The sequence below is a fragment of the Candidatus Solirubrobacter pratensis genome, assembly GCF_000425945.1.
GTDB classification, from domain to species: Bacteria; Actinomycetota; Thermoleophilia; order Solirubrobacterales; family Solirubrobacteraceae; genus Solirubrobacter; species Solirubrobacter pratensis.
In genome coordinates, this window is sequence record NZ_AUEK01000009.1 from 123,680 (window position 1) to 136,849 (window position 13,170).

13 protein-coding genes are annotated in these 13,170 nt (G+C 71.8%); 8 read left to right on the plus strand and 5 right to left on the minus strand.

Going from position 1 to position 13,170, the window contains the following annotated elements; genetic code table 11:
- Window positions 1–68 precede the first annotated feature (68 nt).
- Window positions 69–2,531: a lytic murein transglycosylase gene (locus tag H958_RS43350; protein WP_156027979.1), complete on the minus strand. Its 2,463-nt coding sequence runs from the start codon at window positions 2,529–2,531 to the stop codon at window positions 69–71.
- Between the two features lie 232 nt (window positions 2,532–2,763).
- Between H958_RS43350 and H958_RS0113970 the strand changes: the two genes are divergently transcribed.
- Window positions 2,764–3,291, plus strand: a complete 528-nt coding sequence (locus H958_RS0113970) for a hypothetical protein (RefSeq protein WP_028059125.1) — start codon at window positions 2,764–2,766, stop codon at window positions 3,289–3,291.
- Between the two features lie 4 nt (window positions 3,292–3,295).
- On the opposite strand, the gene H958_RS0113975 is transcribed toward H958_RS0113970, so the two are convergent.
- Window positions 3,296–3,979, minus strand: coding sequence for a phosphorylase family protein (locus H958_RS0113975; RefSeq protein ID WP_028059126.1), 684 nt, complete (start codon window positions 3,977–3,979; stop codon window positions 3,296–3,298).
- Window positions 3,980–4,012: 33 nt separating this feature from the next.
- Between H958_RS0113975 and H958_RS43355 the strand changes: the two genes are divergently transcribed.
- The 6 genes from H958_RS43355 to ftsH all read left to right on the plus strand — a co-directional run bounded on the left by H958_RS43355 (window position 4,013) and on the right by ftsH (window position 10,806).
- Window positions 4,013–4,792, plus strand: a complete 780-nt coding sequence (locus H958_RS43355; protein WP_051324240.1) for a hypothetical protein — start codon at window positions 4,013–4,015, stop codon at window positions 4,790–4,792.
- 3 nt (window positions 4,793–4,795) lie between these two features.
- Window positions 4,796–5,221 carry an SCP2 sterol-binding domain-containing protein gene (locus H958_RS43360; protein ID WP_051324241.1) on the plus strand — a complete coding sequence of 142 codons (426 nt, stop codon included), beginning with the start codon at window positions 4,796–4,798 and terminating at the stop codon, window positions 5,219–5,221.
- 217 nt (window positions 5,222–5,438) lie between these two features.
- Window positions 5,439–6,620: an adenylate/guanylate cyclase domain-containing protein gene (locus tag H958_RS0113990; RefSeq protein WP_028059127.1), complete on the plus strand. Its 1,182-nt coding sequence runs from the start codon at window positions 5,439–5,441 to the stop codon at window positions 6,618–6,620.
- On the plus strand, window positions 6,617–8,047 hold the full coding sequence (gene tilS, locus H958_RS0113995; protein WP_028059128.1) for a tRNA lysidine(34) synthetase TilS: 1,431 nt from the start codon (window positions 6,617–6,619) through the stop codon (window positions 8,045–8,047). Before H958_RS0113990 ends, tilS begins: the two co-directional genes overlap by 4 nt.
- A gap of 13 nt (window positions 8,048–8,060) precedes the next feature.
- Entirely contained in the window at window positions 8,061–8,594 is a 534-nt protein-coding gene (gene hpt, locus H958_RS0114000) for a hypoxanthine phosphoribosyltransferase (RefSeq protein WP_028059129.1), read from the plus strand.
- 217 nt (window positions 8,595–8,811) lie between these two features.
- Complete coding sequence (gene ftsH, locus H958_RS0114005) at window positions 8,812–10,806, plus strand: ATP-dependent zinc metalloprotease FtsH (RefSeq protein ID WP_028059130.1); 1,995 nt, start codon at window positions 8,812–8,814, stop codon at window positions 10,804–10,806.
- Between the two features lie 60 nt (window positions 10,807–10,866).
- On the opposite strand, the gene H958_RS0114010 is transcribed toward ftsH, so the two are convergent.
- From H958_RS0114010 to H958_RS0114020, 3 genes are all read right to left on the minus strand, one after another.
- Entirely contained in the window at window positions 10,867–11,070 is a 204-nt protein-coding gene (locus H958_RS0114010) for a hypothetical protein (protein ID WP_028059131.1), read from the minus strand.
- A gap of 113 nt (window positions 11,071–11,183) precedes the next feature.
- Window positions 11,184–11,354 (minus strand): hypothetical protein, encoded by a 171-nt coding sequence (locus H958_RS46280; protein WP_156027980.1) that lies wholly within the window; start codon window positions 11,352–11,354, stop codon window positions 11,184–11,186.
- 59 nt (window positions 11,355–11,413) lie between these two features.
- Window positions 11,414–11,887: an Lrp/AsnC family transcriptional regulator gene (locus H958_RS0114020; RefSeq protein ID WP_037410123.1), complete on the minus strand. Its 474-nt coding sequence runs from the start codon at window positions 11,885–11,887 to the stop codon at window positions 11,414–11,416.
- Between the two features lie 84 nt (window positions 11,888–11,971).
- Here H958_RS0114020 and H958_RS0114025 point away from each other — a divergent pair, with 84 nt between their 5' ends.
- Entirely contained in the window at window positions 11,972–12,988 is a 1,017-nt protein-coding gene (locus tag H958_RS0114025; protein ID WP_028059133.1) for a DMT family transporter, read from the plus strand.
- The last annotated feature ends 182 nt before the right edge of the window (window positions 12,989–13,170 follow it).

Genomic DNA, 13,170 nt, shown 5'->3' on the forward strand with positions numbered 1-13,170 from the left:
GACGTAGCGGCCGGGAGCCGGACCGAGCCGGCCCGCGAACTCCCACTGGACGAACCCGAAGCGGCGGGCTACTTCGGACCCTTGCGCGACGGGTCCGTCTTGAGCGCGTACTTCGACGGCTGCAGCGACACCTTGGGGTTGTCGATCGTGCCGAGGCGCTGGATGAGCCGGGTCCACTGGTCGGGCTTGAGGATCGCGCTGAGCTGACGGCCCAGCTTCGTGTTGGCACCGTACAGCGGCCGGAAGCCGACGTGGATGTGATCGGCGTGATCGGGCAGCGAGAGCGTGTTGTCGGCGCCGTCGAACGTCATCAGCGAGATGATCTGGTGCGGCTTCATCGTGCCCTGCAGCGTCAGCAGCCGCTGGATGACCATCTCGGTGATCGAGCCGGCGCCCTGGTGGCCGAGGATCGGGATCCCGTTGATCGCCGCGATGTCGACCGCGTCGCCGGAGCTGTGCTCGGACACGTTGCCCGAGTCGGCCAGGTACGAGTGCCCGCACTCGAGCGCGCTGACGGTGGGGTTGAAGCCCGACGCCACGAGGAACTCGAGCGTCGCGAGCACGCGGCGGTCGATCGCGCCGGCCTGGATGTCCTGGCGGCCGCAGTCGTAGATCTGGATCCGCGGGTCGGCCAGCACGCGCTTGGCCAGCGAGTCCTTGTCCATCAACAGGATCTGGCCGATGCTGGGCGTCGCCGCGTCGTCGCCGACGAACGGGTTCTTGCCCTTGGCGCGATAGATGGCCGTCGACTCGAGCAGCTTCCAGCCGTCGAGGATCGGCTTCGGATCGATGCGCGGGGCGCCGCGGCCCGCCGGGCGGATCTCGAAGCGGATGTACGGATGCGCCGGGTTCGACGCCTTGCCGATGCGGCCGAGCACGGTGCCGGCGGGGATCTGCGCGCCCGCCTTGAGGTGCTTGATGACGACCTGGTCGCGCGCGAGGCCGAGCGCGCGCGCCGGCGTCAGCGCGCCGTCGATGCGGCCGGTGGCCAGGAACTGCTGCTGGGCGCCGCCGGCGGCCGCGGAGTTCGCGCGCGCCGGATGCGCGAACAGGCGCAGCTTGGAGGCGCTCGGAGAGGACGGCTTGGCCGCTGTCCGGCTGACCGTCTCGGCCGGCGGGTTGGCCTTGATGCGCCGCTTGCTCGCCGGCACCGACGTGTCCGACGCCGGCTGCGTCGGGGCCGCGTCCGGCTTCGGCAGCTTGAGCTCCTGCTTGATCTGCGCGGCCGTCACGCGCTGCGGCTTCGGCGCGGCGTAGAGCTGCGAGACCTTGGCGAGCCTGCCGTAGGTGTAGGTGTTGCCGTAGGCGTCCTGGATCTGGACGAAGCGCCCGAGCCGCGCGGACTGGCCGACCTTGACGACCTTGGCGTCGGTCACCGCGATCACCGGCGCGCCGGCGTCGGCGAAGATCGAGATGCCGCGGCGGTCGGCGGTGCTCGAGACCGCCACGACCGGGTTGCGGCGCTTGCTGTCCTTGAGCGACTTCTTGTCGACCTGGTCGGCGTACGTCGCCTTCGCCATCACGGGGAAGCGGCCCTCGGTGAGCCCCGTGAGCGAGCCGACGAGGTTGGTCGGCAGGCCGCTGAGGACCTGCGCGCGCATCAGCACCTGATCGACGTACCAGTCGGCGTGGTTGTAGGCGAAGACCGCGCCGCGGATGTCCTTGTCGGCACCCGCCGCCTTGAGGTAGCGCGCGGTCGCGAAGATGGCGTCGACCGGGTTGTAGGGATCCTTGACGCCGTCCTTGTTGGCGTCCACGCCGTAGGTCTTCCACGAGGCCGGCATGAACTGCATCCAGCCGAGGGCGCCGGCCGTGGAGACGTTGGTGTTGCGGCCGTAGTCGGTCTCGATCTCGTTGATCGCGGCCAGCAGCTCCCACTTGACGCCGTACTCCGTGCCCGCCGCCTGATAGATCGGCAGCAGGAACGGCGGGATCCGGAACTTGTCGATGAAGAAGTTCGGCACGCCGATCTTGGCCGCGCCCGGCGTCGCGACGGTGAGCGACGGGTTGTCTTGCGCGGGCGGCTGGTCGCCGGCCTGCTGCACGGGATCGGCCTTCGGCTTGGCCGGCTCCACCTTGCCCGTGAGCGACTCCTTGTTGGTGTCGCCGCCGTCGCCCGAGGCGGTGTTGGAGCTGCTGTCATCGCCGGAGGACTTCTTCTTGGAGCCCTTGTGGCTCGTGCCCTTGTCCGATGAGTCCTTCGAGTCCGTGTTCGGCGCGGGCGTCGCGGTCTGCGTCGGCGTGGCGGTCTGGGTCGGCGTCGCGGTCTGGGTCGGCACCGCGGTCTGGGTCGGGGTCGGCGTGCCCTCGGCGACACCGAGATCCACGATCGAGCTGACCGGCGCGGGCAGCCCGGGGATCGCGACCTGGCTGACCGGCGTCCCGGGCGGGACGTCGACGGTGACCGTCAGCTGCTGGCCCGTCACCAGCGTCACGCGGACGTAGTGCGTCTCCGCATGCGCGGTCGCGACGAGCACCCCTGAGTAGAGGGCACTGGCGGCGAGGGCTATGGCGATCGGACGGTTCTGCATGACTTGGCGCTTGGACACCCGGCTGGCTCGGCACGCTACCGGGCTTCCTGCCGTCATGGGCTTGCAACGGAGAATCGTGACGGGTCTTGCGCAGATTAGGCGCAATTCGACATGATCCCTTTAGGTATCGACCTCGACCTGAGGTCGAGGAAGAATGCCGGGGTGCGGCTACGGTACCGTCCTCGGCTGCAGCGACCTGTGACGACTTGTGACCGGGAGGCGAGCTTCCTAGATGGCAGACGACGACGCCCAGGGCCTGCGCGAGCGGCTGGCCCGACAGAGTGAGGACGCGCTCGGCAAGCTCGCGCAGGATCTCCTCGAGAACCCGCTGGTCAACGGCGCGATCACCCGGGCGTTCTCCGCGCGCGAGCGCGCGGTCCACGCCCAGGAGGCCGCGCTGGGGGCCCTGAACATCCCCTCGGCGGCCGACGTGGAGCGGCTGACGAAGCGGCTGCGCTCGGTCTCGCAGCGGCTCGAGGGCGTCGAGGACCGGCTCGACGGCGTGCAGGCCGGCGTGGACCGCCTGAGCTCGCAGCTCGAAGCCGCCGCGCGCGGTTCGGACCCGGGCGTGGCGGATCGTCTCCGTGGGGTCGAGGCGCAGCTGGTGAAGCTGACGCTCGAGCTCGGGCACGTCGCCAGTGCGCTCGACGCGTCGCCGGCGCCCGTCCACCGCTCGCAGGAGCGCCTCGCCGTCGACGCGCCGCCGCCGGCGGCGAAGAAGACCGCGGCCCGCGGACCGGCGGCCAAGAAGGCGAAGTAGCGCGTCAGGCGACCGCGGCGGCGCCCGCGCGCCCGAGCGCCTCCTCGGCGGCGATCAGCTCGTCCGCGCCGATCCGCTCGCCGGTGGCGACGATGTCACTGACGGTGAGCACGCACGCCGCGGGCACCCCGTGGCGGGCGGCGACGGCGAAGATCGCCGCCGCCTCCATCTCGATCGCCAGGGCCCCGTCGCGGTGCGCGGGGCCGGGGTCGTAGAAGAGGTCGACGGAGACGACGGTGCCCGCATGGGCGGCCGGCGCGGCCGGCGCGGCCGCGCGCAGCCGCGCAAGCAGCGTTGCGTCGGCCGGCAATGCTCCGGACGCGCCGAGTGCGCGGCTCGCGCCATCCGCCGCCACCGCGTGCTCCGCGATCACCAGATCTCCGAGTCGGAGGCGATCCCCCAACGCTCCGCACGTCCCGACGCGGACGAGGCGGCGCGCGCCGAGGCGGATCAGCTCCTCGGTCACGATCGCCGCACTGGGGCCGCCGATGCCGGTCGCCTGCACGGTGAGGAGCTCCCCGTCCGCGGCGGTTCCGGTGTAGCCCCAGAGGCCGCGGTTGTGGTTGAACATGCGCGGCTTGCCGGTGAGTAATTGGGCCAGCCGGAGTGCCCGTCCGGGGTCTCCGGGCAGCAGCACGCGCTCGGCGACGTCGGCATTCGGGCGTAAATGGATGATCTGTCGCGACATGACGCGGGCCATAGAACTAGAGTTGCGCGCGTTATGGCGAAGAAGGACAAGAAGGACAAGAAGGACAAGAAGGACAGCCAAGATGCCGTCGAAGCCGTCCGCTCGGCGGTCGAGCACGCGCTGGGCAGCGTCTCCGGGGAGCGCACCCGCCAGCTCGTCGACGAGATCGCGCACGCCGCCGGTCGCGTGCGCCAGACCTTCGAGGACATGAAGGTCCTGGATGAGCTCAAGGGCCTCCGGCGTGAGCTCGAGGGCCTCGCGCGGCGCGTCGGCTCGCTCGAGGGCCTCGGCGGCTCCGCGTCGCCGATCGCGAAGCCCGACCCCGCGGCGCCGCCTGCCGCCAAGAAGCCGGCCGCGAAGAAGCCGAGCGCGAAGAAGGCCTCGGCGAAGAAGGCGGCCGCCAAGAAGGCCGCCGCGAAGCAGCCCGCGGCGAAGAAGGCCGCCGCCAAGAAGGCCGCGGCGTCCAAGCCCGCGGTGTCGAAGACCGCGTCCAAGCCTGCCGCCTCCAAGCCGGCCAACTCCAAGCCGGCGGCCTCGAAGACGACGTCCAAGCCCGCTGCTTCCAAGCCCGCCAACTCCAAGCCGGCGGCGTCGAAGCCTGCGGCCGCCAAGCCCGCCGCGTCGAAACCGGCCGCGTCGAAGCCCGCGGCGTCCAAGCCCGCCGCGAAGCCGGCCGCGGCGAAGCCCGCGAACGGCGCGAAGCCGACCGCCCCGGCCAAGCCCACGCCGGCTCCGGCCGCCTCGGCTCCGGCCGCGAAGCCCGCCACCCCGGCGCCTCCCGCCAAGCCCGCTTCGTCCGGCGGGAGCTCCTAGCCGATGGCCGCCTCGTTCGAATCGGCCCGTGAGGTCCGGGACGTCATCGACGAGGTGTTCCGGATGATGGACGCGGACCCCGACATGGGGCCCCGGCTGCGCGACGCCGACTGCCCGCAGCGGTTCGAGTTCGACGACTTCGACCTGGTCGTGAACATCCGGGCCGCGCGGCAGGGCGAGGACGGCAACCTGCACTGGGAGTGGTCGGACGACGTCGACTGGGAGCCCAGGGTGAAGATGACGATGTCCTCCGAGGTCGCCAACCGCTACTTCCAGGGCAAGGAGAACGTCGCGATGGCCGTCGCGAGGCGGCGGATCAAGACGAGTGGGGACATGAAGGCGGCGCTGGCTTTGATCCCGATCACGAAGCCGGTCTACGCCCAGTACCGCGACTACGTGGAGCGCGAGCGCCCGCACCTCAAGGTCTGAGCTCTAACGGCGCGGATTTGACACCCCACGGGTGCCGCGCTAGACCTTCGAGCACCCATTGGCCGGAACAGTGGTGACTCCGCCAGGAGCTCATTGCAAGGCGTCGCCCACGACGAACGCCGCCGGCCGAGGCAGCGGGCCGCATTGCCCGCAGAGGCGCGGCGGGGCCTGAGGTCCCGCCGCTTCCGTCCTGCGGCTTAAGCTTCCTTCTCCCGCCATGGCCGAGCCTACGACGACGCTAGAGGTCGCCCGCGCGCTCGAGGTGTCGCCGGCGACGCTGCGCCGCTGGGTCGCGGAGGGGATCGTGCCGCTGCGCGACGGCGAGTGGACGCGAGCGGCGCTGGCCCAGGCCCGCATCGTGGCGCGGCTGCGCAAGGCCGGCCACAGCCTGGCCCAGCTGCGCGACGCGGCGCTCAGCGGCCGGCTCGCGTACGGATACCTGGAGGACCTCTTCCCACCGCGCCCGCCGACGCGCACCTTGGAGCAGGCGGCGGAGGAGACCGGGCTCGAGCCGGGCATGATCGAGCGCATCTGGTCGGCCGCGGGCTTCTCGCCGGGCTCGCTCGAGCAGCTGTCCGACGACGACGTCGAGCTGCTCAAAAGCCTTGCCACCGTCCTGAACGCCGGGCTCCCGCTGGTCGCGTTCCTGCAGCTCGTGCGCGTGTACGGCCAGGCGCTCGCGCAGATCGCCGACGCCGAGGTCAAGCTGTTCCACCTCTATGTCCACGAGCCGCTGATCCGCGACGGCGTCGAGGGGCTCGACATCGCCGAGGAGCTCGCCGGCCTCGCCTCGGAGCTGCTGCCGCTGAGCGCGCCGATCATGGATCAGGTCCACCAGCGGCTGCTCCAGCACTTCGTCGCGCAGGACGTCGTCGGCCACCTGGAGTCGGTGGGCGAGCAGGACGGCGCGCTCGGGCGCGTGCGCGTCGCGATCGCGTTCGCCGACCTCGCCGGCTACACGCGGCTGACCGAGGAGCTGGGGGAGGAGGAGGCGCTCGAGGTCGTCGAGCGATTCGTGAGCGCCGTCGAGGACTCGCTGCCCGACGACGCGCGCGTGATCAAGACGATCGGCGACGAGGTGATGATCGTCGGCAGCGACGCGTCGGCGCTCGTCGACTGGGCGGTCGGGTTCCAGGAGCTGGCGGTCGACCGCCCGCTCCCGCGCATCGGGCTCCACGTGGGCCTGGCGCTGTACCGCGACGGCGACTACTACGGCCGCGCGGTCAACCTCGCCTCCCGCGTCGGCGCCCGCGCGGCCGGCGGCGAGGTGCTCGTCACGCGCGAGGTCGTCGAGTCGGCGGGGCGCCACCTCGCGTTCCAGCACATCGGCGAGGTGAAGCTGAAGGGCTTCGACGAGGCGACCGAGCTGTTCCTCGCGCGGCCGAGAGGGAAGCCGTGAGCGAGGCCCCCCGGCCGGGCGCCGGCGCGGCGCGTCCGCGCGGCGATGCCGGGACCGGCGACCCGCCGGAGGTCTCCGCCCGCGACCGTGCCGGCGGGGTCGCCGCCGCCGTCGAGGCGCGGGTGCGCGCCGGCGGGCTGCTCGCCGGGCCGGTGGTGGTGCTGCTCTCCGGCGGGCGCGACTCGACCTGCCTGCTGGATCTCGCGGTCCGGCTCGCCGGCCCGGTGACCGCGCTGCATCTCAACTACGGCCTGCGCGACGCGGCCGCCGCCGACCAGGCGCAGTGCGAGGCGACCTGCGCGCGCCTGGGCGTCGAGCTGATCGTGCAGCGCCCGCGGCGGCCGCCGCAGGGCAACGTGCAGGCATGGGCGCGCGACGAGCGCTACGCGCACGCCTCGCGGCTCGCGCCCGCGCGAGATGCCGTGGTGGCGGCGGGTCACACCGCGACCGACCAGATCGAGACGGTGCTCTACCGGCTCGCCGCCTCACCGGGACGTCGCGCCCTGCTCGGCATGCCGGAGCGCTCGGGGCGGCTCGTCCGCCCGCTCCTGGGCATCACGCGCGAGGAGACGGCGGCGTATTGCGCCGAGCGCGGGCTCGCATGGCGCGAGGACGCGAGCAACGAGGAGTCCAAGCGCGGCCGGATGCGCGCCGGCCTCGTGCCCGCGCTGCGAGCGCTCCACCCGGCCGCCGAGGAGAACATCCTGCGCACGCTCGCCTTGCTGCGCGAGGAGGCCGCGGTCCTCGACGCCGCGGTCGACGTCGCCCTCGGCGAAGGACCGCCCGAGATCGCCCGCCTCGCCGCCATGCCGCCCGCCCTCGCCCGCCTGGCGATCCAGCGCCTCGCCGACAGGGCGGCGGGGGGCGAGACGCCGCCGGCGGGCGGCGGCGATCCCGTGGTGGAGGACGTCCCCGCGCCCGGGCCCGCGGTCGGTGACCGGCTGGACGAGATCCTCGCGCTCGGCGACCGGGGGACGCGGTCGCTCGACCTCCCCGGCGGCCTGCGCGCCGTCGTCACCTACGGGCGCCTGACGATCGAGCGCGCCCGCGCGCCCGCGCAGCCGCTCCCCGCGCGCCTGACCGTGCCCGGCAGCGCCGCGTTCGGCGGCGGCGTGATCGCGGCCGAGCGCGGGGCGGACATCCCCGTCGCCGACGGCACGCTCGACGCGCGCCCGCTCGCCGCCGAGCTCGAGGTGCGCGCCTGGCGGCCCGGCGACCGCATGCGCCCGCTGGGCCTCGCCGGCAGCCGCTCGCTGCAGGACCTCTTCACCGACCGCAAGGTCCCGCGCGAGCAGCGCTCGCGCATCCCGGTCGTCGTCTCCGCAGGAGAGATCGCCTGGGTCCCGGGCGTCGCGACCGCCGAGCGCTTCCGGGTCACGGACGCGACGACCGACCGCGTCAGGCTCTCATGGGAGAGCCCCGCCTAGACTCCGCGGCCCCATGAGCGAAGAGATCGGCGAGATCCTCGTCCAGGCCGACGAGCTGCAGCATCGCATCAAGCAGATGGCGGACCAGATCGCCGGCGATTACGCCGGCAAGGACCTCCTCCTCATCGGCGTCCTGAAGGGCGCCTTCTTGTTCCTGGCGGACCTCATGCGCCACCTGGACACGGGGTGCGAGGTCGACTTCATGGCCGTCGCGTCGTACGGATCCTCGACCGAGTCCTCGGGCGTCGTGCGCATCCTCAAGGACCTCGACGCTCCGCTCGAGGGACGGGACGTCCTGATCGTGGAGGACATCGTCGACTCCGGCCTGACGCTCCAGTACCTCCTCCGCACGCTGCAGGCGCGCGGGCCGGCGAGCCTCGAGGTCTGCGCGCTGCTGACCAAGCCGAGCCGCCGCACCGTCGACCTCCCGGTGCGTTACACCGGCTTCGAGATCCCCGACAAGTTCGCGATCGGGTACGGACTCGACTACGCCGAGCGCTACCGCAACCTGCCCTACGTCGCCGCGTTGGAGCTCTCAGACGATTAGGCGCCGGCGCGCCGCGGCGCCGGTCCTGTCCGGCGACTGGCCCGGGTACTGGACCTTCGAGCCTGGTGGCTGATCCCGGACCTGCCGATGCTCATTAGGGACGGCATAGGTTCCGCGACCTACACTGACCGACCCTCCAGACCACTCTCATTCCCCTGGTAGCCTTGAACATCTTGTACCGCCGTATCACTTCAGCGCGTTCGGTGCGCGCGGGCTCATGAGCCGCTTCTTCAAGAGCGCAGCCTTTCCGATCCTGATCGTGATCGTGCTGGCGTTCTTCGCGTCGAAGCTGATCGCCAGCGGCGACCAGACCAAGTCCCCGGGCTACAGCGGCTTCCTCAACCAGCTCGATCAGAGCAAGGTCGACTCGGTCACGCTGAAGACGAAGGACCTCTCCGCCGAGGTCGTGCTCAAGGGCCCGGACCGCAAGCGCTACGAGATCGGCTACGCCCAGGACGACGGCGGCCAGCTCGTCAAGCAGCTCACCACCGCCGAGCAGCAGGGCAAGCTGACGTCGTTCGACATCAAGCCGGCACGCTCGAGCGTGATCCTGAGCCTGCTGACCTACGTCTTCCCGATCCTGATCTTCATCGGGTTCTGGATCTTCCTGATGAACCAGGTCCAGGGCGGCGGCTCGAAGGTGATGTCGTTCGGCAAGTCGCGCGCCAAGCGGCTGTCGGTCGACTCGCCGAAGATCACCTTCCGCGACGTCGCCGGCGTCGACGAGGCCGTCGAGGAGCTGCACGAGATCAAGGAGTTCCTCGAGAACCCCAAGAAGTTCCAGGCGCTGGGCGCCCGGATCCCGAAGGGCGTCCTGCTCTACGGGCCTCCCGGCACCGGCAAGACGCTGCTCGCCCGCGCCGTCGCGGGTGAGGCGGGCGTGCCGTTCTTCTCGATCTCCGGCTCGGACTTCGTCGAGATGTTCGTCGGCGTGGGCGCATCCCGCGTGCGCGACCTCTTCGAGCAGGCCAAGCAGAACTCGCCCTGCATCATCTTCATGGACGAGATCGACGCCGTCGGGCGCCACCGCGGCGCCGGCCTGGGCGGCGGCCACGACGAGCGCGAGCAGACGCTCAATCAGCTGCTCGTCGAGATGGACGGCTTCGAGGCCAAGGACAACATCATCATGATCGCGGCCACCAACCGGCCCGACATCCTCGATCCCGCCCTCCTGCGCCCCGGCCGCTTCGACCGCCAGATCACCGTCGACCGCCCTGACCGCAAGGGCCGCGCCAAGATCCTCGAGGTCCACACCCGCGGCAAGCCGCTGGCGAAGGAGATCAACATCGACGCGCTGGCCGGGCAGACGCCGGGCTTCACGGGCGCCGACCTCTCCAACCTCGTCAACGAGGCTGCGCTCCTCGCCGCCCGCACGGGCAAGAAGGAGATCACGCAGATCGAGCTCGAAGAGGGCATCATGCGCGTGGTCGCCGGCCCGGAGAAGAAGACCCGGGTCATGGGCGAGAAGGAGCGGCTGATCACGGCCTACCACGAGATGGGCCATGCGATCGTCGGCCACTTCCTCGAGCACTCCGACCCGGTCCACAAGATCTCGATCATCAGCCGCGGCCAGGCGCTCGGCTACACGATCTCGATGCCGACCGAGGACAAGTTCCTCACGACCAAGGCGGAGCTGACCGACACGATGGCGATGACGCTCGGCGGCCGCGCCGCCGAGGAGATCATCTTCGGCGAGATCACCACCGGCGCGTCGAACGACCTCGAGAAGGTCACGGCGACGGCCAAGCAGATGGTGATGCGCTTCGGCATGAGCGAGAAGCTCGGCCCGCGCGTCTTCGGGCACGATCACGGCCAGCCGTTCCTCGGCCGCGAGTTCAGCGCCGAGCCGGACTACTCCGACGAGATCGCGCGCGAGATCGACGACGAGATCCGCCGCATCGTCGAGGGCGCGCACCAGGTGGCGCGGGACATCCTGTCCGACCACCGCGAGCGCCTCGAGGTGATCTCGGAGATCCTGCTCAAGCGCGAGACGATCGAGCGCGAGGAGTTCGAGGCGCTGCTCGAGGGCAAGTCCGAGGCCGAGATCTGGGGCCCGCCCGCCCCCGACCAGCTGCCGCCCGGCACGCAGGTCGGCCCCGAGGTGCCCGGCACGGTCTCGCCGCGCGAGTCCGCGCCGCGCCCGATCCCGCGTCCCGGCTATGCCGCCGAACTGCGCGGGCTCGAGCTGCCCGAGAAGCCCGACCTCGCCTGAGGCCGGCCGGAAGCGACTGAAGGCAGCGGGCCCCTCCGGGGGCCCGTCGTCGTTCCAGGCCTAGCCGAAGGAGCAGCCGGAGAGCTGCGCGCGGAACGACGCGATCTCCGTCACCGCCGCACCCACGAAGGCCGCCCGCGAGCGCGCGATGTCGCGCTCCAGGTCCTCCATGTAAGACGCGATCGACGCGACGCCGGTCTCCTCGGCCAGTGCCCGCTCGGCCTTGAGCTCGATGAGGTGGGTTCTCAGTTCGAGGGCGGACATCGTGGGGTGCAGACTGTCAGCGGCGGTAGGGGCTCACGAGGGGAGGGAGCCGGTGTGTGGCGTGGAGGGCAGCCGGAGCTGGAGGTAGGGCAATCCGTACTACGCAGCCGGCGTCACTTTGGATGCCCGGTGAGCAGCGCGGACGCGGCCGTGGAGAGCTGCAGGATGACGTCCGCCTGCGCCGGCGGCGTGGCCGGCTGGGCCTGAGCCGTGGCCAGCGTGCTGCGCACGGCGTCGAGGGCGTTGGCCTGGATCGTGAGGGCGGCGACGCCGGCGATATCCATGCCGGCTCCATCGGCACGGGCGTGTTCGCGCACGATTCGGGTGGACGAATCGGGGAGGCTCAGCGCGTCGCCTTCAAGGGCAGCGGCGACGGCGGCTTGATCTCGCCCAGCCGCAGCAGCGTGATCAGCCGCTGCGCGCCGCCGCGCGTCGAGAGCCGTGACAGGACGAGCTGCAGCTCGGCGACGTCGCGCGCGATGATCATCAGCAGCGCGTCCGTCTCTCCCGCGACCGTGTCGGCCGCGATCACCTGGTCCAGCGCGCGGATCTCCTGGTAGAAACGCCGCTCGGCCGCCTCGTCGTGCCGCGCCAGCGTGACCATCACGTAGACCTGCAGCGTGAACCCGGCCGCGGCGGAATCCAGCCGCGCGGAGACCCGCCGGATCACGCCCGACTCCTTCAGGCGCCGCACGCGGTTGAGCGTCGCGGCCGGGGAGAGCCCCACGAGTCGCGCGAGCTCCACATTCGGCCGGTCGGCGTCGAGCTCCAGCTCCCTCAGTAATCGGACATCGATTTCGTCAAGCGTGATGGCCACTTCGCCAAATATTGTTTCGTCTACCGGCGCAATCGTCAAATCCACCTCATGCCTGTGAAAAATTCGGCGAGAATCGAACTTGTCATGTCGAAGCGTTTCCGGTCACCGCTCATCGCCCTCGCCCTCGCCGGGCTCTTCTGGGGCCTCACCGTCCCGCTGTCCAAGGTCGCCCTGGACTGGCTCGACGGCGGCTGGCTGACGGTCGCGCGCTTCGGCATGGCGGCGCCGATCCTCGCGCTCGTCGCGCGCCGCGACCTGCGCGCCGCGTTCACGCCCGCCGTGCTCGGCGCCGGCGCGGCCGGCTACGGGGTCGTGATCGTGCTCCAGAACGCCGGCATCGCCCACACCAGCGTCAGCCACGCGGCGCTGATCGTCGGCGCCGTGCCGGCGCTGGTCGCGCTGCTCGCCGCCGCCCGCGGCACCGGCTCGACGCCCGCACGCGCGTGGCTCGGCTTCGCGCTGGCGATCGGCGGCGTCGGCCTCGTGGCCGGCGGGGGCGGAGGCGCCGCATCGCTGCGCGGCGACGCGCTCGTCGGGCTGAGCGTCGCGCTGTCGGCGGTCTTCGTCGTCGCCCAGCCCGCGGTGCTCAAGGGCCGCGACCCGATCGCCGTGACCGCCGTCCAGATGCTCGCCGGCATGCTCGCCGCGGTGCCGAACGCGGCGCTCGAGGGCCTTCCGCAGGCGCCCACGACCGGCGGGCCGGTCCTCGCCCTCGCCGCGCTCGCGACCGCCGGCACGCTCGCTCCGTTCGCCCTGTTCGCCTACGGCCAGTCGCGCGTGGCGCCTGAGCTCGCCGGCGCGTTCCTGAACCTGGAGCCGCTCGTGGGCACGATGGCCGGAGCGCTCGCATTCGGCGATCCGTTCGGCGCGCCGCAGCTGATCGGCGGCACGGTGATCCTGCTCGGCATCGCGCTCAGCACGGGTTCGGCTCCCCGTACCGAGCGCGTCGCTGACCGCACCACCGAACGCCTGCCTGCATCACCGGCGCGCCCTGCGCAGGGTGGGAGAGTGCCTCGCATGAACCCCGGCCTCCATCAGATCCAGCTCGCGACCGCCTCCCACGCGGAGCGCCTGCGCCGCCGCCGCAGGACGCCCCGCTAGCCACCGGCCGCGGTGTGGCCTTCCGCACCGCGAGATGCCTGCCAGCCCCCGCTCGCCGAGGGGGACGCGGTGAGAAGCTTCACCCAACCTCCCCAGTGCCTCTCATGACCCTCCTCGTCACCCACCGCTCCCGCACCGCCGCTCCCCGCGTCTTCGCGATGCCGGTCGTCCGCGAGCTCCCC

Coding starts and splice junctions, on each gene's coding strand:
- H958_RS0114025 (WP_028059133.1), top strand. CDS start 11,972: ATGTCGAAGCGTTTCCGGTCACCGCTCATCGCCCTCGCCCTCGCCGGG.
- hpt (WP_028059129.1), top strand. CDS start 8,061: ATGAGCGAAGAGATCGGCGAGATCCTCGTCCAGGCCGACGAGCTGCAG.
- H958_RS0113970 (WP_028059125.1), top strand. CDS start 2,764: ATGGCAGACGACGACGCCCAGGGCCTGCGCGAGCGGCTGGCCCGACAG.
- H958_RS46280 (WP_156027980.1), bottom strand. CDS start 11,354: ATGGATATCGCCGGCGTCGCCGCCCTCACGATCCAGGCCAACGCCCTC.
- H958_RS43355 (WP_051324240.1), top strand. CDS start 4,013: ATGGCGAAGAAGGACAAGAAGGACAAGAAGGACAAGAAGGACAGCCAA.
- H958_RS43360 (WP_051324241.1), top strand. CDS start 4,796: ATGGCCGCCTCGTTCGAATCGGCCCGTGAGGTCCGGGACGTCATCGAC.
- H958_RS0113990 (WP_028059127.1), top strand. CDS start 5,439: ATGGCCGAGCCTACGACGACGCTAGAGGTCGCCCGCGCGCTCGAGGTG.
- H958_RS43350 (WP_156027979.1), bottom strand. CDS start 2,531: ATGCAGAACCGTCCGATCGCCATAGCCCTCGCCGCCAGTGCCCTCTAC.
- H958_RS0113975 (WP_028059126.1), bottom strand. CDS start 3,979: ATGTCGCGACAGATCATCCATTTACGCCCGAATGCCGACGTCGCCGAG.
- H958_RS0114010 (WP_028059131.1), bottom strand. CDS start 11,070: ATGTCCGCCCTCGAACTGAGAACCCACCTCATCGAGCTCAAGGCCGAG.
- ftsH (WP_028059130.1), top strand. CDS start 8,812: ATGAGCCGCTTCTTCAAGAGCGCAGCCTTTCCGATCCTGATCGTGATC.